The organism is Labilibaculum euxinicum (genome assembly GCF_963678175.1).
Classification (GTDB): Bacteria; Bacteroidota; Bacteroidia; order Bacteroidales; family Marinifilaceae; genus Labilibaculum; species Labilibaculum euxinus.
Genome location: NZ_OY782756.1, coordinates 3,980,431 through 4,006,484 on the forward strand (window position 1 = coordinate 3,980,431; position 26,054 = coordinate 4,006,484).

Consider the following 26,054-nt stretch of genomic DNA (forward strand, 5'->3'; position numbering starts at 1 on the left):
GGCACACTTTCTGTTTGCAGGGCTTTTGAGGGAAACTGTAAAAAATGTTAAATTTATCAGATTCTCAAAAATTCACCACAACAGCTCACAGCATACAAACAGACATTTATTCCTGACTAACAACACTAAATCCTAAATAAATCAATTTTCCTTAATAAAGCCAAGCTGGCAACACAAGGCACAACTCCCTTACTGCGAATCCTTTCTTCACTATTTATATTGATAATTAATAAGCGAAGCTACTTTTCTGTTTATTTTTTATGCTTACTTTTAGAGGCGACTGTGAAAAACTACAGAATGTGAATCCTCTTGATGAACTATGGAACAAGACTTAACCAAAAGGTGCACAATACACCCCAATATGGCATGTATTGTGCACCTTTTTATCTGATATATTAAAAATAAGTGCACATATAAACAAGTTATAGCTAATTTTAAAATCAGGGAAATAGGCTTTTTGAAGAGAAAAATATTTTAGAAATAATCTTAGATTACATCAAATAACTAAATAAATCCATGGCATTTAATGATAATCCGATAGTAGATGATTATTCAAAGAATTGTGAAGATTCAATTATTGCAGTTAAGAATTTGCTGAAGCAAAAAAATGGTTTTATATGTAGAACTGTTGTCCCAGATTTTGGAATTGATGAAGATGTTGAACTTAACTTGTTTAACGAAATTACGGGAAAATATGATATAGCCTCAAATAAACATTTCTCTCTCCAATTAAAAAGTATTGATAAGAACGATAAGGATAAGTTTGTAACTAAAAATGATAAAGAATATATCAAACTTCAATTTGAAACTTCACGTCTTGGTTATATCCTTAGGAGACCTCCTGCATATGGATTAGTAATTATTTATGATGTAAGAGAAGAATTGCTTTATTTTGACTATTGTGAAAATATTTATTATAGATTAAATGATTTACATGGAGATGATAAGTGGAAAAATTTTAAAAAACCGCTAATATATATTCCAACTAAAAACATCCTTGACAAATCTTCTATTGTAAACATCTACAATTTCATGGTTGACAGACATAAAAATGCTCAACTATGTAATATTGCAAATGCCTCCAAATACAATATTCCAATTTTCGAAGATAATATTGTCCAATCTGAAATTGATTATCATAATCCTGAAACTATCGAAAACTGTTTATTAGATTATGGTTGGACTTTAATCGATAGCAATGATTTTATTTTAATACAGTCAATGCTTGACAATTTATCTTTTAGCAAGATAATGACGTCCAGTGATTTGCTGTTGCTTTCAGCTGTTGTAAATTGTGAAATTGGAAATTTCATTGATGCTGACTACTTCTTAAGCAAGTATGAGTTATTTAATGATTCAAATGTTGAAAAATTAGAAATTAAAATCTTTACTGGTTTCAAAGTTAATTTTGCTTTAGGCAAACTGGATTATGATGAATATTTGATAAGTCTGAAAAATCAAAAAAAAAGGGTAAAAAGTGAATTTAATAAACTTCTAATTGAAGTAAATATCATCTATTTTAAACTACTTGAACAAAGTAAAAAGAAAGAATTTCGCGATGATATTATTAAAGAGATTGAGGAGCTATTTTCCATCATAAAAGCATCAAAAATTGACGAAAAGAAAAAATACCACCTGATTAATTACCATACATTTAATTTCAATTTTTACGCAACTAACCTTATATCAGAAAAAATTGGGGAATTTAAAATAAGAGAAAGTCTAAATATATATACACCAATTACAGAAAGATTGGAAGATGCAAAACTAACTATTGGCATTACTGAGTTATCTCAAAAACAATCAATGGAAGCATGGAAATATGCTGAAAAAACTGGTGATGACTATCTTAAGGCAAATTCACTATATAATTTATCGCATTTCTTTTTCACGCTGAGATTCAATATTGCTTTGCTTGAGAATCAAGTACCCCAAATGGATGATGGAATCAAAAGTATTTATGAAAGAAATATAAACTATGCATTTAATGCTTATGATATCTTTCGGAATATGGCGAGAAATAAAGATGCATACAATGCCATTACTATTGCTTATGAACTTACTGCATTGTTTCAAAAACTATATAACCAAACAATACTAAATGAATTGGGAGAAATTGAAAAACAAATAATGCTTATAGAAAAATACTTACACTTGCCTGAGTATAAGTCAATTGTTTTAGAAGCTTTTAATGATAAAAATAAAGAAGATTCAAAAAACGACTTTTATATTAATGAAAGTGACTTTGACATATCAGCAGACAAAATTCTAAAGGCTTTAAAATTGCCTATAGAGCGAAAGGAAAATATAATAGCTGACATGAAAAGTCAAAAATATTTTTACGATAATAGACAATCTGAAAATTTAGAATTATTACAAGATTTAAGACACACTCAAAAAATAGAAACTTATTATGAAACTGTTCCATCCCACATAATTAGATGCAAAAAATGTGGATTTCAGACAATTCAAAATAAAGACGTAAAACATCTTTTATCTATGTTTGATTATCACAAATGTTAGTTACAAAAAAACTAGCTATAACAAAGTACATATTTCAGAGCGGGGTTGGTGCGGTATTGTAACTGCGGCTCTCGCATCATCGTTCCGTCCGTGCGGACTGGAACGCGCTCCGAAATCCGCTCCGCAACATGTACCAACCGTTGTGCACAATTAAACAAAACAGACTGCAAACCTAAAACCACATAGATGAATAATACAGAAATCTTACAAAATCTAATTCAAGTAGTTGATTCAAATAAAAATCAAGATGGTTGGACTGATTTAGCATTAGTTGGTAAACCACTAAATGATTTAGGAGTAAACTATAAAGCTTTAGGATATTTAAAGCTTAGAGAATTAATAGAAGAGTATTCTGAGAATATTGAATTGAAAAAAGACACTTCAAATCAAGTTCCTGTTTTTTATGCAAGAATTATTCAGAATATCAGCCCTTCAAAAAAATCAATATCAAGAAAACATCAAACTAGAGGCGACTCAATTCCAAGTAATTTATTACAATGGGCATGGATGGGAGATTTTAGACAAGCAGTTCTTGATTTAAAAAACATTGCATTAAAAGAAAGATGGTATTATAAAAGTCAAAATCCAACATATCCTTTCCCTATTTTAAGTAAGTATCTGACTTATACTTTTTTTAGATTGTCAAAAGAATCAGGAAAAATAAAAACGAATGAACAATATGCTGCTTTTAATACTGGGTTAGTGAATAATTTATATGAACCAATTTATGCCCTTTTTGAAAAGAATAAAGTTCAGGGAAAACAGGAATGGTTTTTTCATGAATTTTGCATTTCTGGTGTTGGTAAAGCCGGCAAAATTCTAGCAAGTAATTTTAATCCACTTCCAGAGAGAGCCCAATTTTTCAATTCATCTTCCGAATTGATTTATGACATGGAGGCTCCTGAACCTCAGATGAATTGGAACCACATCATTATTGACAATGTCTCTAGATTACCATTAGAATTTTTAGAAGAGAATAAACCCTCAGGTTTTCTCTTTAGGGAGACTGCGAATATGGATACTATTGAAAAAAGTAAATATTTCAAATCATTAGCTGATGCAATTGAAAATGACAGTAAAAAATTTAGAACAATAAAAAATAGATTTGCAGATAGTTTGGATTTAGCATTAAAAAGAGTTCAATGGAATTTTAAGACTGCAATTCCAATGTACTACCCTTCAAATAATAAAATGTCACTACTTCTTCCTCTATCACTTATTGATGATGAAATAATTGACTTAGCTCTTGTAACCGAGAAAACACAGTCAGGTAGTTATTTAGGTCATACCATATTACCATTAGCTTGGGCTTATAGTAATGCCAGACTAATTACAAGACCTGATAGTGATTGGTTAATAGCAGAGAAAATTGAAACAGATTCTGATGTTGAAAATGACGAAAACGAATAACTGTGCACAATCGAATAGCCCGCCCCGCTAGTAATCACTAGCAGGGAGAGGCTTTCACACCACCAGATACTTCGCAAGCTCAGCATAAACCAAGCGGGTCTCGTATACAGTCCCGAGGAATCGGGATTAAGTTATGGGGAATAAGGAATCACGTCGAACAGGCGTGATTTGTTTGTAAATGTCGAGCATAGATTCATAACCACGTTTCAGCAACCTTTCCAGAGTAATAGTCGTTCTCAAAATTGGACTTTATTCACCATGTTTGTTATTTCTGACGTTCATGATGGCTTCGCCGCAGCCCAACCACCTGCTCTAATGCTTCCAGGAGTAACCCCACATAAGGGACTTGCCCCCTCTGGACTTTCTTTCATAATAATTAACTACATAAAAGGACTTTTACTAAATTTACCATTCAAGGCACACTCACTTTGTATAAGTAATGGCAGGGAAATTGCTAAATATTAAGGTTTTTAGCCCGCTCAAACTGCGTAGCGGTTTGACAGGAAACTACCACGCAATCTGCCACTACTCATACAATTTACCGTTAGCACCAATTTGAAGCAAAATCCGTATAAATCAGTAAATGCCGTAAAAATGTCGTATAGAAATCGCTACAAATTGAGGACTTGATGAATACTTTTACCTGAATAATTAAATTTTAAGATTCATGAAAGAAATTGGAAAAAGAATAAAGGAAAGAAGATTAAAAAAAGGTTTGACTCAGGATGATTTAGCGGAACAAGCAAAAGTGAATTTGAGAACAATTCAACGAATAGAAAATAATGAAGCTACACCAAGAAGAAAAACTCTTGACTTAATATTTGAAGTTTTAGACATCGAGGTTATTGAACAAAACAAATCTGTGATAAACAAGTACTTGATATGGTCTTCGTTTTTGACATTATTGATAATTATTAGCACTTTTTTGGGATGGATTAGACATTTTAAAATGTTCGTTGATGGAGAAAAAACATACAGAGCATTTACTGGCTGGACGGGATATACTTTTTTAAATGATTATCATTTTCATAATTGGATTCTAAGTATTACCAGTATCTCTCTTGGATTAATTGTAATTGGTAATTCACTTGAACTAATAAAAAATAAAAGTAAATATATTATAGTTCAATTAGTGTGTTTAGTTCTATACTTAATAGGCTTTTGGGGGTGGAGTCATAGACAGGCTATTGAATTGCGACCAGGTTTATTTATAATTGTAATTGCAACAATTCTATTGGTAATAGCCTACAAAAAGAATGGAAAAAAAACAGGTGCTAGTCGAGTAAGCTAGGGGAATTTGACTTCGTCGATTTTCAATTCACCCCTAACTTCTCACAGAACCGTATCCCGAAAAAAATCGGGACAGGCAATAAATCTCTCAATTGGCTTCGCCGAACTTCGTTTCATACGGCTCTTATTATGCAGTCAATTCAATTTTAGGTCAACTGATAGCCTAATGTCCAATGATAAAATAGATTGGGATAACAATTACAGATACGCCTTAACCATCTCACAGCTTTCACCTTGCTACGCTTAAAGCCTTTGTATTTGTTCAATATCCACTTTATCAGACGATGATGTAGGTAATAAAACACGGGTTTTATGCACCGTCTTTTATCCTGTTTTCTTGAATTAATACTGCTATTAAAGTTAAGTGTCGCCCAAATAAGAGCCTCAATTCTATTTCCAAATAAAAGCATTTTCAATTTTTATGTATCCTTAAAACCGCTATATTTAAAATTCAATCCAGCAGTTTGATTTGTTTTTAGACAGACTGACGTTGGCTACTATAAAAATTATGAAGAAAATACTAATAATTAGCAGTATCCTATTTCTATTGGTTTTTAATACTTATGCTCAAACCCCGACAATTGGATTAGGAGAAAATGAAATAAGAATAGGGATTGTCGATAGCATTTATTCGGCAATACTTAAAGAGAATAGACCAATATGGATTTCCATACCAAGAAGTGCTGAAGATTCACAAAAGAAATTTCCGGTTTTGTATGTTCTTGATGGAAGAGCCCATTTTTACTCAACGGTAGGTATGCTTCATCAGCTAAGTGTGTCCAATGGCAATACCATTCTTCCTGAAATGATTGTTGTAGCGATTCCAAATGTCAATCGAATAAGAGATTTAACCCCGAGTCAAGTATCTTATCTCCCAAATTCAGGGGGAGCCGAAAATTTCTCTGACTTTTTGGAAAAGGAGTTGGTCCCTTATATTGATGAAAAATATCCTACTACACCCTATCGTACACTTATTGGTCATTCCTGGGGAGGTTTATTTGTGCTTAATACCTTAATTCACCATTCTGAGTTTTTTGATAACTACGTAACAATTGACCCAAGCATCAAATGGGATCATATGAACTTCTTTAAAGAGGCAAGCCAAATATTAAAAAATGAAAGATTTGATAGAAAGTCCCTCTACTTAGCAGTAGCTAACAGGCTTCCAAAGGGCTTAGATCTAAGCTCGGTTGTAAATGATACCTTGAAATCATCTGAACACATGAGAACGATCTTGCAGTTCAATCAAATTTGCTCTAAATCATCTGGACTTAATTTTGATTGGAGATTTTACCCAAATGACAATCATAATGGCGTGCCTTTTATTGCCATCTATGATGCGCTTCGGTCCTTGTTCGAATGGTATAATTTTGATGAGGAGTTTTTGTTTCAGGAAGGGACAGATATAGGGGTACAGGAATTGATGGATACAATCACTATGCACTTTGAAAACATCTCTGATCACTTTGGCTATACCTTTTTGCCACCAGAAACCACCATCAACCGATTTGGAAACATTATAATGTCTGAGCAACAGTATGACAAAGCATCTGCGCTGTATGATCTAAATGTCAAGAATTACCCAAACAGTTTTCGAGTATATGATGCTATGGGAGATTGCTATCGCAACCAGGGTAAAGCAGAAATGGCAATCACATTTTATGAGAAATCCCTTGAAATTGAAGAGACAGAGAATGTACAAAGAAAGTTGAACAATCTATTACAATCAAAATAATTGTCAGGTCTATTATTAAAATTGCTCATTTTAACTAAATATGAATTAAATACGGAAGCTAGTCGAGTAAGCTAGGGGAATTTGACTTCGTCGATTTTCAATTCACCCCTAACTTCTCACAGAACCGTATCCCGAAAAAAATCGGGACAGGCAATAAATCTCTCAATTGGCTTCGCCGAACTTCGTTTCATACGGCTCTTATTATGCAGTCAATTCAATCTTAGGTCAACTGATAACCTAATGTCCAATGATAAAATAGATTGGGATAACAATTACAGATACGCCTTAACCATCTCACAGCTTTCGCGTTGCTACGCTTAAAGCCTTTGTACTGGTTAAATATCCTTAAAAACCGCTATATTTAGATCCTAAATGGGTAGTCAAATGAGTTTTTAGACAGACTGCCGTTGTGTGCCATTAGGCAGAACTTCATACATGAAAATTTATTGTAAATTTATGACCAAGAAATAGAAACTTATATAAATGAGAAATATATTTAAAATATTAGCTATCGCATTGATTATTAATGCTTGTAGTGGAAAGGAAACCGATAAATATCCGATTAAGCAGGCTGACTGGAAAAGTAAACAAACTAATATCGACAACTTTGAGGACTATTTTCAGGGGAAAACCTATCTCCCTGTTTACTCTCATATATATCATGTTCACGAGCATAGGACATTTGACCTTACAATTACTGTTGGTATTCGAAATATTTCACTAACCGATTCAGTTTATATTTTAAAAGCTGATTATTTTAATACCATTGGAGAAAACATTAGACAGTATATTAAAAACCCCATTTATTTAAAACCTCTAGAAACCTTAGAAATAATAATAGAAGAACAAGATATCGAGGGAGGTTCAGGAGCAAATTTCGTTTTTGACTGGGCAAAAATAAATGATAAAAATCCGCCATTGTTTGAGGCTGTAATGATTTCAACATATGGTCAACAAGGATTATCATTCACAACAAGAGGAGTACCGATATTTGAATAATATGAAACGTCCATGCCAAAGCGATTTTGACACACAGGGAGATGATTATCTCAGCATGGTAATCCCGAAAGCTTTCGGGACCATATGGCAATTAAAAAACAAATTATAATCATATGAAACGTCCATGTCAAAGCGATTTTGACACACAGGGAGATGATTATATGGTAAGTTCCATATGACAAAAACTTAAAATTATAATCATATGAAAGAATTAATTAACACCATACTATTTTTTATGAATTAAGTAATAACGGTACACAATCGAGTACCAGCCACTAGGTTATTAGTCTAGCGGAAAAACTCTCACGCCACCGGATACTTCGCAAACTCAGCATAAACCAAGCGGATTTATTCATAAAATAATTTCACAATAAGGTATTCATTAAGACTTCGCCGTAGAGCGATGACTCATAAAATCATTTATAGTAAGGTATTTGAAAAGGCTTCGCAGGAGCCCAACTATCCATGGCTCATCAAACTACCTTGCTCCCGAGGCCTCGGGACTAATGCTTCCAGGAGTCACCCCAGTGCATAAGGGACTTGCCCCCTCTGGACTTTCTTTCATAATAATTAACTACATAAAAGGACTTTTACTAAATTTACCACTCAAAGCACACATTGACTTATGAATCATTGGCTTGCCGTGGGCGCAACACGAGCCACGCTTCATAGCCAAAATCCGTTAGTCACAAGTGGCGATCCGTGCACAATGAAACTTAATCGATAAAATAACATGGCTACTAAATATTTTAAAATGAATGAATCATGAAAATGAAAGGTATTATTATAATATTCATTTGCATTATCTCAACGATTTCATGTAAAGAGAATGTAAAAGAAAAAATGCAGACAGGAAAGTTTGGACCTAATTGGGAATCTTTAAAACAGTACGAAATACCTGAATGGTTTCGTGATGCCAAATTTGGTATCTGGGCACACTGGGGTCCCCAATGTCAACCCGAAGCCGGAGATTGGTATGCAAGACATATGTATTCTCAGGGGCATTGGCAATATAAATACCATTTGGAGCATTATGGTCATCCATCCGAGTTCGGTTTTAAAGACGTTATAAATGAATGGAAAGCTGAGAAGTGGGATCCTGAAAAATTAGTTGCTTTATATAAACGAGCTGGCGCAAAATACTTTTTTGCAATGGGGAACCATCATGATAATCTTGATTTGTGGGACAGTAAATATCAGGAATGGAATTCTGTTGCTATTGGCCCCCAAAAAGATATATTGGCAGGTTGGGCTAAAGCTGCCAAAAATAATAATCTTCCCTTTGGAGTGAGTATTCATTCAGCTCATGCCTGGAGGTGGTATGAGTCATCTCAGATGGCTGATAGCGAAGGAGAATATGCAGGCATTCCTTATGATGGAAAATTGACGAAAGAAGATGGCAAAGGTAAATGGTGGGAAGGCCTGGATCCTCAAAATTTATATGCTCAAAATCACCTGTTAAGTGCTGAGAGTGCCAATATTGGAAGCATTCATAAACAATGGAATTGGGAAAATGGTGCTACTCCTCCTTCAGAGGAATATTGCTTAAATTTTTATAATCGTACTGTCGACATGATTAACCAGTTTAATCCCGACCTAATTTATTTTGATGACACCGCATTACCATTATGGCCTGTAAGTAATGTTGGACTTGAAATAGCTGCACATTATTATAACTCAAACAGTAAACGACATGAGGGTAAACTGGAGGCTGTTCTTTTTGGTAAAATACTTTCCGATGAACAAAAAGAATGCATGGTTTGGGATGTAGAGCGTGGTGCACCTGATACTATTCAGGAGAAACCATGGCAATCGTGCACATGTATTGGAGGTTGGCACTACGACCGCGGGATATACAACCGAGGTGGATACAAGTCAGCAAAAACAGTCATGCAATTATTGGTCGATATTGTCAGTAAAAATGGTAATCTTTTACTGAATATTCCTGTTCGCGGCGATGGTTCTATTGATGAAAAGGAATTGAAAGTTGTGGAGAATATTACAAAATGGATGGATATTAACAGCGAATGTATTTTCGAAACCCGTCCTTGGCAAATTTATGGTGAAGGACCAAATGCAGAAAATGCAAATCCCATTAATGCACAGGGATTTAATGAAGGTAAAGGAGAACCTTACACTTCAGAAGATATCAGGTTTACCCAAAAAGGAGATGTTCTTTATGCTGTGGTCATGGAACTACCTAACAAAGGACAGGAGGTAATGATTAAATCATTGTCGCCTAATAACCAATATTACAGCAAAAAATTTGATCAAGTCGAGATGCTCGGAGGGAATATTATTTCATATAAATTTGATAAAGAAGGATTAAGTATTACACTTCCTGATAAAATGGATTTAATTGCTCCTATTGCATTTAAAATCCAATAATATCAATATTTCTTAAGGTTATTACCAATTAAAAAATCCACTGTGACCTTGATACAACAATGGATTGACAACAGTATAAATATGCTGGAGAATTAAACCGTCAGTGCCTAATTGAATAGCCCGTCCCGCTAGTAATCACTAGCAGGGAGAGGCTTTCACTCCACCGGATACTTCGCAAGCTCAGCATGAACCATGCAGATCTCGTATTCGGCGGTTCATTAAGTTATGGGGAATAAGGAATCACGTTTATTAGGCGTGATTTGTTTGTAAATGTCGGGCATAGATTCATAACCGCGTTTCAGCAACCTTTCCAGAATAATAGTCGTTCTCAAAATTGGACTATTCACCATGTGTGTTATTTCTGGCGTTCATGAGAGCTTCTCCACGACCCAACCTCCTGCTCTAATACTTCCAAGGAATCACCCCAGTGCATAAGAGACTTGCACCCTCTATACTTGCTTTCTATAAAACTTAACAACATAAAAGAACTTTTACTAAATTTACCATTCAAGGCACACACACTTTGTATAAGTAATGGCAGGTGATGTGTAAATATCAAGGTTTGTAGTCCGCTCAAACAGCGTAGTGGTTTGATAGGAAATTACTACGAAATTTGCCTCTACTTCTAAAATTTACCGTTAAACGTCATGTTAAGTCAAATTGAGAATTCCTGAAATTATTATAGCTCACATTAAAAAAAAGAGAAAACATGTCAACAAGTAGAAAAGACTTCATCAAAAAACTTTGTGTATCTGGAACTTGTCTATGCGGATTTAGTTCTATTATGCTAACAGCTAAGGGTAACTACAACACAAATACCGAAACAACAAGTCAAAATGAAGGCAATCAATTAATTCAAGAATGGATATCGAATGTACTATCAAACTTAGATATAGAAATAGATAAAGAGTTAATAAGAGGAGTTCTAAAAAAATCATCTATTGTACATTATAACAACCTGAAAATGGATGAAATGCTATCCAATTATATCGGTGATTTAGACAAATTCATTAATTTTATTGAGGATAAATGGAATTGGAAGATTGATTACAATAAAACTACTAAAACATTAATTGCAGACGAAAATAAGAACCATTGTGTTTGTCCAATTTCGAATTATGAAAAAGGAATTAATTCATCTGCAATGTGTTTTTGTTCTGAGGGATTTGCTGAAAAAATGTTTTCTACTGTCGCCGGGATTCCTGCATCGGCAGAAGTTATTTCATCAATTAGAAGAGGAGATGATAGTTGCAAATACAAGATAAAATTTCAGGATTGATAAAGATTGAATAAATCACAAACCTAGGATGAGTGGTGATATGGTTTCGAAAGCTCGGGATTACCATACTGGAATAATCATCCTCCTGTGTATGTCACAAATTCCTTTCACGGGCGTTTCATATTAAGTATTTAATTATTTAATTTTGTAACAAAAAAAGGATGATTTGTAATTTAGAGAAGAAAGATATTGAAGAATTTAAGACTACAAATATATTACCTCAAACTCCTTTCTGGGCACGCGTAAAAAGAAATCAAGGATTTATTCCAAAGGGATTTGAGTTGACAATCTCAAAAGATTTATTATTTAGCACAGCTAACTCTTTGGAAAAAAAAAGTGAAGATTTATTGGTTTTAATCAAGTACGTAGATAATGTTAATTGTTTTGCATACATCCCATACGGGCCAAAATTAGAACCTGCATTTGAAAATCAAGGATTATTTTTAGAACAATTATCTGAATCTATAAAACCATTTCTTCCACCAAACTGCATTTTTATTCGTTACGATTTGATTTGGGAGAACCAGTGGGCACTTGAAGAGGAGTATTTTGACAATCATGGAAATTGGATAGGACCACCACCAAGTGCAACTCAGGAATACCGACTAAATTTTAATACGGCTAATTGGAATTTGCACAAAAGCATAGAGGACAATTTGCCAAAAAATACCTTTTTTCTTGATTTGACTTTAAAAGACCAGGATTTGCTCAATAATATGAGATACAATACTAGGTATAACGTAAAAAAAGCAAATAAGAAAGGAATCAGAGTACTTGAATATGGTATTGACCATATTGGACAATGGTATAAATTGTATCAAGAAACAGCTATGCGTCATAACATGCCGTTGCAAAATCAAGAATACTTTGCGGCCATATTAAAAAATCAGGACAACAGTAAAAAAGGAGTAAGCGTTAAAATGTTAATGGCTGATTTTGGCGGTAGTTTTCTTTCATCAATGTTTTTGGTTTTATCAAAAAAACGGGGGACATATTTATATGGAGCATCTACATCCTGTAAAAATAACTTAATGGCAAGCTATTCTTTGCAATGGGAGTCGATACGAATTGCAAAAGAATGGGGATGTTCTGAATATGATATGTTTGGTTCTGCTCCTAACTTAAATCAGGCTCATCCTTTACATGGAGTACATATTTACAAAAAAGGATTTGGTGGAAATATATACCATAGAATGGGATGTTGGGATTATCCGTACAATAAAAAGTTGTATAATTTATATCGGGTACAAGAGATCAAAAAATAATTTGTGTTTATGTATTTTCTCAGCTATGGATACTAAGAATAGTTGCCAAGCATAGTACGTGTGAGCGTGCAGATAATTGTCGTAAGATATGAAAGTAAAGATTAACATGCTTACGACATCTACATTAAACCAAATCACAATGAATACAAACAGCCTTGCCCTCATCCTGTTCTTTCTGCTAACGGGATGTGCTCATCAGGGAGTCTATAACATCAAACAATTAAACGTAAAGCCCATAAACAAGGAATTGAGAAGAACTATACTGCAAAGTGATTCGTACGAATTACAAATGACTCCCGATGGAATGTTTCAACGGCAAATGGTGTTCGATGTGCAATTCAAAAACACCTCAGCAGATAGCCTGATTATTGATCCCTCACAATTTACATATTGTCCTGTTTATCCAAAAAATTACGTTTCTACAGATCAAATACATGTGCAATGTGTCAATCCGGATGCAGCACTTGAACAAATGCGGGAAAACAAGACAAACTTAATCGCTGCAAAAAATCCATATAGCTTAAAAGATAAGAGTATTGGAGATATACTAACCGATGGATTAATTGAAGGCTCAATTAATCTTATTTTTGGGATCGATACAGATGATGAAAACTATGAAACCCGGGAAGAGAAAGAGCTTGCCTGGAACAAAGAAAAGGAAAGTGAATTAAAATCAATTGCTGCGAATATTGATTTTTTGGAGAACAAGGCATTGCTGAAAACAACCTTGCCTCCCAATAAGACAATTGGTGGCAAAATACTTTTCCCAATTGAAACAAAGGCAAGTCAAATACAAATAATTTTGCCTGTTGGAAACCAATCGGATACAGTTTGTTTCAAGCAAACTATTGATTGGTATTGACCGGAACAATTACTCACATTTACAGCCGTATTTGCATACGCTTATTCAAGTTCAACCATTCCGGATCACCCTCTGCTAAAACGCACTCAACGAAAAGGATATCAACAAATTAGCAAACATGCTACCCGTTTGATCCTCATATCCGACACGAATACCCAAATCGACAGGAGCCGAAAAGCGAAGTACATGCAAATCGGTACTTAGCTCAGCACCAAAAGATGTGAATGCATCATTATAGGCAAATAGATTCTGATTTACATCTGATACTTTTCCTTTCTGATATCCGTAATCTACAAAAGCGTTCATCTTTACTCGTTTAAAATAGGCCAATGGTCCCATATTCCAGTCTGGATAAAACAGAGGCAATGCATAATCAAAGCCTGTCGAAAAAATATCCTTACCATAAATATCAGTCATTCCTCGCGGACTTTTAATCATATTTGAAAAACGGGAATTGTAGCTGGAACGGTTTTGGTATCCGCCATACAATTTAATACCATGATGCTTCACAAATCCAGGGAAATACAAGTGCCCTTCGGCCGACCATGTTTCACCCAGTTTTGAATCGCCAAATGGTGTGTGTCTAAAGTTAAGTTCCAATACTTGTGCCCATTGGTACTGCACATCGCGCGGAGCCGTTTTTGCAATGTTATAGGCAAAAATCTGATACTCCATGATCTCCTGAGTAATATTTTTACCGCCAAAATCATACTCCCCTAATCCTAATGAATTCGTTTGGGTAGTAGCCAAAGGAGTATATTTTATATTGGCCAGCTTTGCCAAATTGTAGGTTACCTTAGGGATAATGCGTGTGGAATATTTTCCTCCTGAAAGATCGAACGGCAACTTGATACTATTCTCCCATCCCCATTGTTTTAATGTGCGATACACTAAGATTGTGTCTTTCTGAGGAGGTGATATTCTATTTGCCTCCATCGCAAACTGCGCTTCCTTATTCCCCACAGTCAGTTTTGAGTCGATAATTGGAAACCATCCCTGATAAGACATGTTCACATAAAACTGCCCGTTTTTATAGCCCTGTTCTTTCTTATACCCTACGGTAGTCAACAAAGTACTCAACTTATTTTGAGAAGCCACAGATACGCCAATATCAGATTCCTGTTCCAGTCCATCGATAAACAGAGGTGCCCAGGAATGAAAATTGAACAAATGACCCAATTTCGAATAGTTCTTCACCTCGAAACGGCCCAAATTTGTTGTGTCGGGAGATAACTTTACACCCGATTGCTCAGATAGACTTTCCGCTAATGGGAATGACGAATAATCACCCTCCCACTCTTTCCAATTACTAACCCGGTAATCTGTCTTTACAGGCAAATAGCCATCGGATGTGTAATCGGAATAGTAAAGTTGATTACCATTCGCATGCAGATCGCGTGCACCAAACCTTGATGATGTTACCTGATAAACTTTTCCACTCGATTTATCAAAAGCAAACACATTATCGATTCCTGTAAAACCGGCTGTAAAAAAGATATGGTCATGGCTTACCTCTAACTGAGATATGTCCTGTTTCCCTGAAGAAAACAAGCAGGTTCTGTTTCCTGTATTTACATCGAGAGATACCAATTTCTTTCCTTTTTTATTCAATAAAATGCATACTATCGATTGGTTCCCATCCCACTTTGGTGATAAAATAAACTCACCTTTTCCAGCATCAATTCGTTGTTCGATCAGCTTACTTTCAGCATCGATTATTACCAGATGATTATCACCCAATTCATCTGTTTCCACTGCTGCAATCTGCTTCCCATCCTCTGAAAAAGCCGGTGCAAACAAAGAGTTTTTGTTGTTAATTTTGCTTCTCTTTTTTGATTTGGTATCATAAATTACCAAAACACTTTTATCGGCTTTTTCCCAACGCAAATGCTCTTTCCGTTCCGACCAAATCAGTTTTCCGTTTTTGTAGTCAAACCCTGTATTAAAATCGTATCCGGGCACGAACAATTTCTCTTGTTTTCCTTCTTTACTGATTTTCTCAAAATAAGCAGCATCAGCCAAACCTTCTTTCAGTACAATTACTTCACCCGATTCGTTAACATGGGGAAAGCGTTTGTTGGTATATATTCCCTCACGATTTGCCAATGGCACAAAATCAGTCAAATTCAATTGAGCATCCTGGACTTCCCATTCCCATTGCAATTCCTTCATGGTATCGTAATACAACATCAGCTTGCCGTCGGCCCGGGTATTTTTCTCTTTTACCTGTTCCCAATCAATATCCTCTACCTTTATTCCTTTGGCAAAAATCTCTTTTTGTTTTTCTGATAACGAATCGAATACAGCATCCCGTTTCCCATTCATTCCCTGCTTAATTCCATCAGCAAAACTGGTAATCCCTAAAGGTCTTCGCCCAACTCTATTCAGTGTTTTTTCCCACAATTCATCTCCGTAATGTATTCTTGCTTTACCCACCAAATAGTAACCCAATTTGTAACGATCGGTTGCATAATCCTGATACGATCCGTTGATTGCCTTATCGTAAGAATGATTTCCTTTTTCAATCAATTGAGCCCGCAGTTCCTGCTCGAAAAACGGCAGGCGTCCCCGCCCCGATTCGCTTAAAGCAGTTTCAGTACAAACCGCATCGCCTTCCAAAAACCAGGGAGGCAAATACAGCCCAACCACAACTACGGTAGATTGCTGACCAAATACATAGTTCAAAAAGCGCGTAAATCCTTGTTCTAATTTATCCATCTGAATAACATGCCGGAATTCATGAGTGGTTACATGATCAATCCAAACCTGAGCATCATTATCGGGTGCAGAAGTATTATAAACATCCATTCGCTTCGGAGCCCAAGCTACCATACCATTTGTGGTTGCACTTTGGGTATGCACTACAACAGAAAACTTTTTAGGTTGATGTTGGAGATCCTTCCCTCCCTTTAAGAGTAAATCCTGAAAAATGGCTGCCATATATCCGGCCTTTTGTTCGTAACCTTCAGGAAATATAATTTGAAAATCCTTCGTATTAATTTGTTTCCAGTTTATGGAAGCAGGGTCTTGTCCCGTACTAAAATATTGCCCCTTGGCAAGGCTGTAAGTTGTTATCAAACAAAAGAAAACAAAACATATTCTAACAAATTTCATCATATCAAAAGAGTAATAATATTGATTGTACTTTTAAAATAGTATCGGGAAAATTTATAATATTGATTCAAATCAACAAAGCCATGCACAAAGAATAACAATTAAACTGAACACCACCAAAACAGTACATGTAAGCTCACAATTCCAAATAAATATTAATTTTATAAGCCACTAAAAATACTTATTTTTAATTGAATATAAACTTCCCTATGAATATCGATCAATATAAAATCTCAAAAAAAATAAGCTTAGCACAAACAGACACGTTCAAAGAAATTGAAGGTGCTAAAGAAAAGCTAAAACACATCCGCAGAAAAATCAGCGAATTGCAGGACACTATGTATGCGCATGGAAAATACAATATGCTTATTTGCCTGCAGGGAATGGACACATCCGGAAAGGATAGTTTAGTGAGAGAAGTGTTTAAAGATGTAAACGCCAGAGGTGTTGTGGTACATAGTTTTAAAGCTCCTACTTCTGCAGAATTAAAACATGATTTTTTATGGCGGCATTACATTGCGTTGCCGCAAAGGGGCAAAATTTGTGTTTTTAACCGCACCCATTACGAAAATGTTTTGGTTACACGGGTACACCCGGAATATATTTTGGGTGAAAACATTCCTTCGGTGACCAGTCTTAACGATTTGGACGATGCCTTTTATCACAAGCGCATGGAACGGATAATAAATTTTGAAGAGCACATTGCCGAGAGTGGTACCATTATTTTAAAATTCTTTTTACACCTCTCAAAAGACGAACAGAAAAAGAGATTGTTTCGAAGACTTCGCCGAAAAGAAAAAAACTGGAAGTTTTCCAAAGATGATTTAAAAGAACGAAAATCGTGGAGTGCTTATCAGGAATGTTACGAAGATGCTATTAATCGTACATCAAAAGACTTTGCTCCCTGGTACGTTGTTCCTGCAGACGATAAAGCAACTGCCAGATTGATTGTAGCTGAAACAATACTTCAAAACCTGCAATCTTACAAAGACATGGTGGAACCAAGCCTCGACGAAGAAACTTTATCTCATTTAGATGAATTTAAAAAGCAACTCGAAAACGATTAATAAGCCGAATTCGCTTACTACCTCTTTGAACAATCAAAACTCTTCTATTTTTATTTAGTTCATTAATCGAAAAAGTAATTAGTAACCGGTACTTAGTAGTCAGTTAACTAAAAACTGAAGTCATGTCAAACCTAATGATTGATTTAAGTGATATGAGTTCGAAGCTCCTGGCAGCGTTAACTCCATCAGATATCCAACTCGGTCGGATTAACAAATCACCTGAAATTTGAGTCTTATTTGATTTGCATAATTCGATTTCTATGCAGACCTTTGCCTTTCTAAATATGCAAAACAATCAGGTTGTTGCGAACACAAAATTATGAGTAAAATTATTATTAAAACTCCGGAGCAAATTGAGGGGATTCGAAAAAGTGCTCAGCTAGCCGGAAATACTCTAAAATATATTAGCGATTTCGTTAAAGAAGGAGTTAGCACAGAATACTTAAATCAGTTGATTGAAGACTACATTCGAAACAATGGTGCAATACCAGCTCCGTTGAATTATCATGGTTTCCCAAAATCATGTTGTATTTCTTTAAATGATGTGATCTGCCACGGTATTCCGGATGAAAAAACCATTCTTAAAAATGGTGATATTTTGAATATTGATGTAACTACAATTCTGGATGGTTACTATGGTGATACCAGTACCATGTTCACAATTGGTGAGGTTTCGCAGGAAACAGCAAAATTAGTTGAAGATACCGAACATGCTTTGTATTTGGGAATTGAGCAAGTGAAACCGGGCAACTACTTTGGCAATATCGGATTTATGATCGGAAGATTTGCGAAAGGAAAAAAATATAGTGTTGTTTACGAATTTTGTGGTCATGGTGTTGGTATCGACTTTCACGAAGCACCTCAGGTTGAGCATATCGCTCCAAAAAATTCCGGACCAAAAATGAAAGCAGGCATGATTTTCACCATTGAACCAATGATTAATCTCGGAAAACCAAGAGCCGTTGTTGATGAAAAAGATGGATGGACAGCACGCACGATTGACAAGAAATTATCCGCTCAATTTGAACATACCGTTTTAGTAACTGAAGATGGATATGAAATTCTTTCGGATGTTGGAGAATACGATATTTTTAAATAGACTCTAAAAATGAGACCTTAAAGAGCACTTCCAGTAAAATACGATTCTCCTGCTCTACTAAAAAAACAAACCGCTTCCATTTGGAGCGGTTCTTTTTTGCTTTTTAAAACGCCGATTTAATTGTAATTTCGATACGTTAATTTAAATCAGAAAAACGAAACGTCCGTAAGTAAATAATTATTTGCAAAGGGTAAGTTCCATCTGACAACTGAATAAAAATTATAACCAAATGAAAAATATTGCTGTTATATTGGCCGGAGGAAGCGGAAAACGTATGGGAGGATCATTACCTAAACAATTCCTGATTCTTGGAGAGAAACCAATCATTCAGCATTCTATTGAAGCGCTTGAAAATCACCCGGATATCGATGAAATATGCATCATTATGCAGGCTGATTTTATTCATGAAGTTGAATGCATTGTAAAAGAGAATAACTTCAATAAAGTGAAGCACATTTTGCCTGGAGGCAAAGAAAGAAGTAATTCAAGTCTTGCTGCTATTCATGCATATCAAGAAGAACAAAATATCAACTTAATCTTTCATGATGCTGTACGCCCCTTTGTTTCAAGTGAAATTATTTCTAATGTAATTCGAGAACTTAATGCTGGAAAATCAGTTGCTGTTGCCATAACAACTGTTGATACCATTTTTGAAGTTGACGAGAAAAACAAAATTATTTCTGTTCCGCAAAGAAGTTTTTTAAGAAGAGCACAAACGCCTCAGGCCTTTCCTTACCATACAATTAAATCAGCTTATGAAATTGCTTTAAAAGATCCTGATTTTGTGGCAACAGATGATTGTGGTGTTGTATTGAAATATCTACCAACAGAAGCCATCTACATTGTTGAAGGTGACGAATCCAACATCAAAATTACTTTTGAAGGAGATTTAGTGTTGGGGGAGCGGATTCTAAACGATAAATAGTCATCCCTTAAAAAGCCAGATATTTTGGGAGTTTGATTTTTGAAAATAATTGCATCCAAAGATTTGGTTTTTTAAAAAAGACACAAAGGATTTGCTCTTTAATTCTATTGAGCATTTTCTTTAGATTAAACCCAGTTCCGGCAAAAATTGTATTTAATTGATTACCTGGAAGACCTTTTAGATAATTCCTTAACATTCTGTGATCTTGCTTAATATGTCCAATAACCGGTTCTATTCCAGCTCTGGATCTAAAACGTTTCCTTGCTTTTTGTTTTTCATACTGAGTCGTTTCTCTTTTAGGAACAGAAGGTGATATTATTTCAGTACCATTGATTTTCTTTTTCCCTCTGTATCCTCTGTCTACGATCCCTATTTTTGGACAACTTCCTGTTAAATATTCTGTTTGTTTTAAATGTTCTTCTAGAGTGTGGCCATCGTAAGGATTATTTTCAAAGGCAATAGCGCCAACTACTATTTTTGTGGTTTTGGTCAAAACAAACCCAGTCTTGTTTCCAAACTCAAATTTCTTTGCTTCTTTTCCTTTAGCAATACAGCGAGTCTCAGGTTCATGGATACTGTAAATCTTGTTCTTATTTCCTTTTTGCTGCGTTAAGACTTTATCGAGAATGATAAATAATTCCTGATATCTGTTTTGTTGAGATGTGGTGAATTGTCTTTGGATATCTCTGACCTGGCGACCAGCAATAGTCTTGATTTTTCGTAATGCAGCTTTGGCTTTCTTCCTTCTTTTTGGATGATTATGAAAACGTTGGTCTATCATCAACTGCTTTAAGGTTCGGGTATAAGTTTGGCGTAATGTGATTCCTTCTTGTTTGGCTATCTTGTTTACTTTCTCAATTATACGCTTGTGTAGTTTTGCGTCGGTTGGGTAAGTGATATTCTTCTCTTGTACCGTACTGTCAATTAATACTTCTTTTTCCTGAGCTTCTTTGCCAAATAACTGAATTGATACTTTCAATAATATTTCTGCTCCTTCTTTCCCAATACGGTTTCTAAAATGTATAAACTCGGTTGGATCAAAAGGCTTTTGTGTTTGAAAAACTTTCTCCCCGCTAAAATACTGCCAATAGGGATTTTCAATCCATCTGTCAACGATGGACTCATCACTTAAATTATAAATGTGTTTCAACAGAAGCAACCCTACCATTCTTCGGATTGGAACAGATGGACGTCCGATTTCGGAAAAATAAACAGAGAATTCTATTTCTATTGAATCCCAGTCAATTCGCCTTGATAAAATACACAATTCATGCTCTAAATTGATGAATCGTTCCAGTGGTGTGTCAAAAATACTTAATTGAGGTGTATTGTCCTGTTTTCCAACCATATCTGCAAGATTTTCAACTAAGATACTTATTTGCTTGCAGATTTAAGTAGGGAATAAAAAAGTTTATCAGTTGATTATCAATATTCTGGAATCTTTTTAAGGGATGACTAAATAGTATCCGCTTTACTCTTTTTGGGTTTTAAACAATACTCCTGAAAAGATTTTCAATGTATTCTTTTGTCAGCAATGCCGGGTTATTCTTCAACCTTTCCAGATTACAATTGGATAGCTTAAAAATCTGGTTTTCTTCAATCCCTAACTGACTTAACTTCATGCATAAACCAATTTCTGACCAAAATGTTTCGATTTTTACTACACCATCAGATAGATTATCTGCATTAATCAACGAAATAATTCGTTGAATATCTTCTTTGGCATATTCATAATTTGCCTTCATCACATGAACCAAGGTAAGCGCTACAGCGTGTCCGTGAGGTACATCAAATAAGGATGTCATTTTGTACGACAAAGCATGACTCGCAGTTGTCTTGGATATATTAATTGCTTTTCCTGCCCAATAAGCACCTTCGCTTACAGCATCTTTCGAAGCATAATCATTTTTTGTCACTGCATCTACCAAATTATTCCAAACCAAGAGAATCGCTTTCTTTGCATATTCTTTGGATTCCGAATTTCCTCCGGTTGCCCACATCGACTCCACTGCCTGACAAAAAGCATCTGCTCCGGTACATGCCGTTAGGTAAGCTGGAGTAGAATACGTGAATTGAGAATCTACAATTACATATTCAGGTAAGATATATTTGTGGGCAAAAGAATATTTCTCTCCATTAATATACATCACTGCGAAATGCGTTGCCTCACTTCCGGTTCCTGCAGTTGTTGGAATGGCAACAAAAGGAAATGGCTTTTGTTCCAATTGGTTTGCCTTAATAGTTTCTTCCAGATTCTCATGAACCATTGATAAACTATTAATCAGTTTTGCGATGTCAATCACACTTCCACCACCAACCGCAATGGTTAATTCACAGTTCTCTTTTTTAAAAAGCTCAATTCCCTTCTCAACATCTTCCAGTTTAGGATTCTCTTCAAAATCAGAAAATCTAAAATATGGAATCCCCTTTAAAAGAGATTCCATTATTTTTTGAGCTCCGGATTTCGTGTAAGAGGATTTACCTGTTACTAAAAATATCTTTTTGCCTGAGTGTAATTTCAATATTTCCGATAAGTTGGAAATACTTCCCTTACCTATGTATATATTCTCAATCATTATTTTAAGAATTCCATCAAACTTAGCTTGTTCTCAACTGGGGTTGTTGTTGGTCTTCCCAATTCGTTTCTTGCACCCTTTTTAACACGAATTTCCAATATCGATGGTCCTTCACTAGCGATAAACTGAGGTAGAATTGAATTCAATGACTCATGAGAATCTGCAAAAAAAGATTCTTTGTATCCAAACCCCTTTGCTATCTGACCAAAATCAATATCAAAACCAACCGTTGGCTGTCCGCCTACCGAATCGTGAGCTCCGTTATTAAATACAATGTGCTTTAGATTTTTGCAATCGGCCGCTGCAATTATTCCAAAAGATCCTGTATGCATAATGATTGCACCGTCGCCATCAAAACAATACACTTTTTTGTTAGAATGCATGGCAACACCCATGGCAATTTGAGAAGCGTGCCCCATTGACCCAACAGTAAGAAAATCTTTCTCGTGTCCGGTATTGTGCTTTTCTCTGATCTCAAAAAGTTCTCTGGAAATCTTACCCGTCGTAGAAACAACTACTGAATTATCCTCAATTATCTCCACCACTTTTTCAATGGCTTCTTCTCTTTCCGGATAGTTGTTTTCAACTTCGTTTGAAGCCAGCTTATAGGTTTCGAATGTTCCTTTTTTAACCAAGAATACAAACGGACTTGAGTTTTCCTTACAAACTCTTAAGGCTTCACCAACTTGCTTGTTTGCCTCCTTAGTATCTGTACCTAATACTTCACACGGAATTTGCATTGCATCAAAAAGATCTTTCGATACCTTCCCTTGCTTAACATGCTGAGGTTCATCCTTAACTCCCGGCTCACCGCGCCATCCAACAAAAAGAATCATTGGAATTTTATAAACATCCTCATCGGCTAATGACAATAAAGGATTTACTGCATTTCCAATCCCTGAATTTTGCATGTAAACAACAGGAATCAATCCTGTTGCCAAATGGTATCCGCTTGCCAATCCCACCGAAGCACCTTCATTTGAGGCAATAATATGCTTATTTGCTGGATAGTTATCAAACATATAAGCGGAAAGTGAAGCTAAAAGAGAATCTGGAACTCCTGTATAGAAGTTCACATCATTGCTCTCCAGATTTTTAAAAAATGATTTTAATTCTATCATTCTAATCTTATTTAGTACCTGGGATTAATTCAAGGATCTCTTTAATAGGCATACATTTATCATTTGCATCTGATGAACGTCCATTTGCAAGAATCGATTTTGCAACATCCATCATTGCAGGATAAGAAGCTCGCAACATGTGATTTGCATAAATCACTACATTTACACCCATTTTGCTAAATTCCTCTTCTGTAATGTGATTAAATGTAGATGGAACCACTACAATCGGAGTATTCTTATTATCTGCTCTGAATCGTTCACAGAACTCTTTTATGTCATCTCCTGTATTCTCTTTGCTGTGAATCATCACTCCATCGGCACCTGCTTTAACATACGCATGCGCTCTTTCCAAAGCCTCTTCTACCGTTCTTCCAAGAATCAAACTTTCTACACGTGCAATAATCATGAAATCTTCAGTAACCTGAGCTAGTTTTCCGGCTTTAATTTTTGCCGAAAAATCTTCAATTGTATCCTGAGTCTGAGCAACTGATGTTCCAAATAAAGAATTCTTTTTTAAACCTGTTTTATCTTCGATAATAACTGCAGAAATGCCGTGACGTTCCAAAGTTCTCACAGTAAATACAAAATGTTCTACTTTTCCTCCTGTATCGCCATCGTAAATTATAGGCTTCGTTGTACACTCCAAAGTGTCATTTAAACCATGCATTCTGGTTGTAATGTCAACGGCCTCAATATCAGGCTTTCCCTTTGAGGTAGAATCAGTCAAACTACTTGACCACATTCCATCAAACTCTTGATTTAAACCATTTACGCTCACTTTAGCATTTTCTGCAATTAGTCCTGTCAGTCCACTGTGAGATTCAAGAATACGAACAATAGGTTTGGCTTGAATTAGCCGACGTAATCTCTTCATTCTTATTTCAGGAGTCGTTCCTATCGACTTTACCTTCTCATTTAATTTAGAAGAAGAAATCCCCTGTGTATAAGGAACATCAATAACCTTACCATTCCATTCTTTGATGGTGTCGATTACACGTTGTCTGGTTTCCTGTTGAATTCCTTCTTTCCAATCATCACCATGAACAACAAAATCAGGTTTCACCTTCATTAAGTTTGGTACATAGTCAAGAGAATCCTGAGGAATTACTTTTTCAACTCCTTTTATATTTTCAACGATCATTTTTCTCTGTTCGTAATCCAAATAAGGTAAACGCTTATAACTTGCAATTGCCTTATCTGTAAGAACACCAACAGTAACACTACCCAACTTTTCGCCTTCTTTGATAATATTCAAATGCCCCGGATGAATGATATCGGCACTCATCCCTATGTAAACACTTTTGCTCATGATATATATATTTTAGATGTTTCACTATTCTATAAGCAACTTTACCATCCACATCACCCACAACCATTCTAACTAAATCTTGTCTTTGATTGATGTTTTTATTGCTATTTTCTAAATTTTCTTTCAACAAACTAACCATCTGTTGGTAATCATTGGCATTATCGCCTACGTTCCACAAATCAAAATTAAAGAGATCCAGCCTCTTATTCAATTTGTTTGGCATTAATTTATAATACCATCTGGATTTTACAAAACGATTAACGATTACTGGTTTTCTCATAGCGGCAAATTCATAAATAGCCGCTGAGAAATCAGATACCAAAATATCTGCTACCTGCATAAATGGGATCAGTGAATTTTCCGATAAGTCTGCGAAATAAACATTATCCTGCTGATTCCACTTTTGAATTAATCGTAGCTCACTAGAATATTTTTTCCTCATGTAGATATAAAAATGAGGTTTAATTATAATATTATAATTTGATAATAACTTCGGTAAGTTGGCTGGGATTTTTCCAATTGATGAAGGATAAAATGTAGGTGCATAAAGAATGGTTTTCTTAGTTGGATCGAAAAAATACTTTTTCCTTAAATTCCGAATTGCATCATCATCATTCCGCAGTAACAAATCTAATTTCGAATATCCAACAACAACAGTGTTGTCCTTCTTTTCTGGATGTGCACGAAGAATATTCTCACGAATAAAATCTGTTTCAACAAAGCGAATATCAAATTGAGTAAGCTCATCTCTCAAATACACATTTTTACCTCCCCAACATCCATGGAAAATTGATACTGTTTTCTTAAAAGTAATATTGGTTTCTTGAATCGAATTGCCAAATACCAAAAACTCACAAACTAATCCTTCCCGTTTTAGAGGCAAATACTCAATACCATGTTCACAACAATGGGCTATGGTTGTTTTATTTTGTTCTTCAAGATTTCTTGATTTTTCTTCTGGAATTATAATCGCAAAAGACAGCCCATTAACTCTCAGCTCATCCATCACAGAAATAAAATGAGGAAAGAAATAATTATTTTCTAAATAGAATAATGCAAAATATGATTTTCTTTTATCAGGCATATAAAAAT

At 35.2% G+C, this 26,054-nt stretch carries 18 protein-coding genes; 12 read left to right on the forward strand and 6 right to left on the reverse strand.

Annotated elements, in window-relative coordinates; all coding sequences use genetic code 11:
* Positions 1 to 516: 516 nt before the first annotated feature.
* The 9 genes from ACY0M5_RS15970 (at position 517) to ACY0M5_RS16010 (ending at position 13,751) form a co-directional block, all read left to right on the forward strand.
* Positions 517 to 2,523 (forward strand): DUF4365 domain-containing protein, encoded by a 2,007-nt coding sequence (locus ACY0M5_RS15970; protein WP_461629809.1) that lies wholly within the window; start codon positions 517 to 519, stop codon positions 2,521 to 2,523.
* A gap of 186 nt (positions 2,524 to 2,709) precedes the next feature.
* Positions 2,710 to 3,933, forward strand: a complete 1,224-nt coding sequence (locus ACY0M5_RS15975) for a DUF3825 domain-containing protein (RefSeq protein WP_461629810.1) — start codon at positions 2,710 to 2,712, stop codon at positions 3,931 to 3,933.
* Between the two features lie 667 nt (positions 3,934 to 4,600).
* Positions 4,601 to 5,224 (forward strand): helix-turn-helix domain-containing protein, encoded by a 624-nt coding sequence (locus ACY0M5_RS15980; protein WP_461629811.1) that lies wholly within the window; start codon positions 4,601 to 4,603, stop codon positions 5,222 to 5,224.
* A 507-nt stretch (positions 5,225 to 5,731) separates the two neighbouring features.
* Complete coding sequence (locus ACY0M5_RS15985; protein ID WP_461629812.1) at positions 5,732 to 6,958, forward strand: alpha/beta hydrolase-fold protein; 1,227 nt, start codon at positions 5,732 to 5,734, stop codon at positions 6,956 to 6,958.
* Between the two features lie 483 nt (positions 6,959 to 7,441).
* The gene (locus ACY0M5_RS15990) at positions 7,442 to 7,957 is read left to right on the forward strand and encodes a DUF3124 domain-containing protein (RefSeq protein WP_156196590.1); all 516 of its coding nucleotides are present in this window, start codon (positions 7,442 to 7,444) and stop codon (positions 7,955 to 7,957) included.
* A gap of 765 nt (positions 7,958 to 8,722) precedes the next feature.
* Entirely contained in the window at positions 8,723 to 10,345 is a 1,623-nt protein-coding gene (locus ACY0M5_RS15995; protein WP_461629813.1) for an alpha-L-fucosidase, read from the forward strand.
* A gap of 709 nt (positions 10,346 to 11,054) precedes the next feature.
* Positions 11,055 to 11,624, forward strand: a complete 570-nt coding sequence (locus ACY0M5_RS16000; RefSeq protein WP_461629814.1) for a hypothetical protein — start codon at positions 11,055 to 11,057, stop codon at positions 11,622 to 11,624.
* 161 nt (positions 11,625 to 11,785) lie between these two features.
* On the forward strand, positions 11,786 to 12,889 hold the full coding sequence (locus tag ACY0M5_RS16005) for a lipid II:glycine glycyltransferase FemX (protein WP_156196587.1): 1,104 nt from the start codon (positions 11,786 to 11,788) through the stop codon (positions 12,887 to 12,889).
* Positions 12,890 to 13,028: 139 nt separating this feature from the next.
* On the forward strand, positions 13,029 to 13,751 hold the full coding sequence (locus tag ACY0M5_RS16010; protein ID WP_461629815.1) for a hypothetical protein: 723 nt from the start codon (positions 13,029 to 13,031) through the stop codon (positions 13,749 to 13,751).
* A 75-nt stretch (positions 13,752 to 13,826) separates the two neighbouring features.
* Here the strand turns inward: ACY0M5_RS16010 and ACY0M5_RS16015 are convergent, their stop codons facing one another.
* Positions 13,827 to 16,868 carry a hypothetical protein gene (locus ACY0M5_RS16015; RefSeq protein ID WP_461629816.1) on the reverse strand — a complete coding sequence of 1,014 codons (3,042 nt, stop codon included), beginning with the start codon at positions 16,866 to 16,868 and terminating at the stop codon, positions 13,827 to 13,829.
* 206 nt (positions 16,869 to 17,074) lie between these two features.
* On the opposite strand from ACY0M5_RS16015, the gene ACY0M5_RS16020 reads away from it, so the two are divergent.
* From ACY0M5_RS16020 to ACY0M5_RS16030, 3 genes are all read left to right on the forward strand, one after another.
* Complete coding sequence (locus tag ACY0M5_RS16020) at positions 17,075 to 17,932, forward strand: PPK2 family polyphosphate kinase (protein WP_461629817.1); 858 nt, start codon at positions 17,075 to 17,077, stop codon at positions 17,930 to 17,932.
* Between the two features lie 319 nt (positions 17,933 to 18,251).
* Complete coding sequence (gene map, locus ACY0M5_RS16025; protein WP_461629818.1) at positions 18,252 to 19,031, forward strand: type I methionyl aminopeptidase; 780 nt, start codon at positions 18,252 to 18,254, stop codon at positions 19,029 to 19,031.
* Between the two features lie 229 nt (positions 19,032 to 19,260).
* Positions 19,261 to 19,956, forward strand: coding sequence for an IspD/TarI family cytidylyltransferase (locus tag ACY0M5_RS16030; RefSeq protein WP_461629819.1), 696 nt, complete (start codon positions 19,261 to 19,263; stop codon positions 19,954 to 19,956).
* Between the two features lie 7 nt (positions 19,957 to 19,963).
* On the opposite strand, the gene ACY0M5_RS16035 is transcribed toward ACY0M5_RS16030, so the two are convergent.
* The 5 genes from ACY0M5_RS16035 to ACY0M5_RS16055 all read right to left on the reverse strand — a co-directional run bounded on the left by ACY0M5_RS16035 (position 19,964) and on the right by ACY0M5_RS16055 (position 26,046).
* Positions 19,964 to 21,304: an IS5 family transposase gene (locus tag ACY0M5_RS16035; protein WP_461629572.1), complete on the reverse strand. Its 1,341-nt coding sequence runs from the start codon at positions 21,302 to 21,304 to the stop codon at positions 19,964 to 19,966.
* A 139-nt stretch (positions 21,305 to 21,443) separates the two neighbouring features.
* A complete protein-coding gene (locus ACY0M5_RS16040) occupies positions 21,444 to 22,532 on the reverse strand; it encodes a phosphonoacetaldehyde reductase (RefSeq protein ID WP_461629820.1) in 1,089 nt (362 codons plus the stop codon).
* Complete coding sequence (gene aepY, locus ACY0M5_RS16045) at positions 22,532 to 23,653, reverse strand: phosphonopyruvate decarboxylase (protein ID WP_461629821.1); 1,122 nt, start codon at positions 23,651 to 23,653, stop codon at positions 22,532 to 22,534. The genes ACY0M5_RS16040 and aepY overlap by 1 nt, the downstream gene beginning before the upstream one ends.
* Positions 23,654 to 23,660: 7 nt before the next feature.
* The gene (gene aepX, locus ACY0M5_RS16050; RefSeq protein ID WP_461629822.1) at positions 23,661 to 24,962 is read right to left on the reverse strand and encodes a phosphoenolpyruvate mutase; all 1,302 of its coding nucleotides are present in this window, start codon (positions 24,960 to 24,962) and stop codon (positions 23,661 to 23,663) included.
* Entirely contained in the window at positions 24,874 to 26,046 is a 1,173-nt protein-coding gene (locus tag ACY0M5_RS16055; protein WP_461629823.1) for a CDP-glycerol glycerophosphotransferase family protein, read from the reverse strand. The genes aepX and ACY0M5_RS16055 overlap by 89 nt, the downstream gene beginning before the upstream one ends.
* Positions 26,047 to 26,054: the final 8 nt, after the last annotated feature.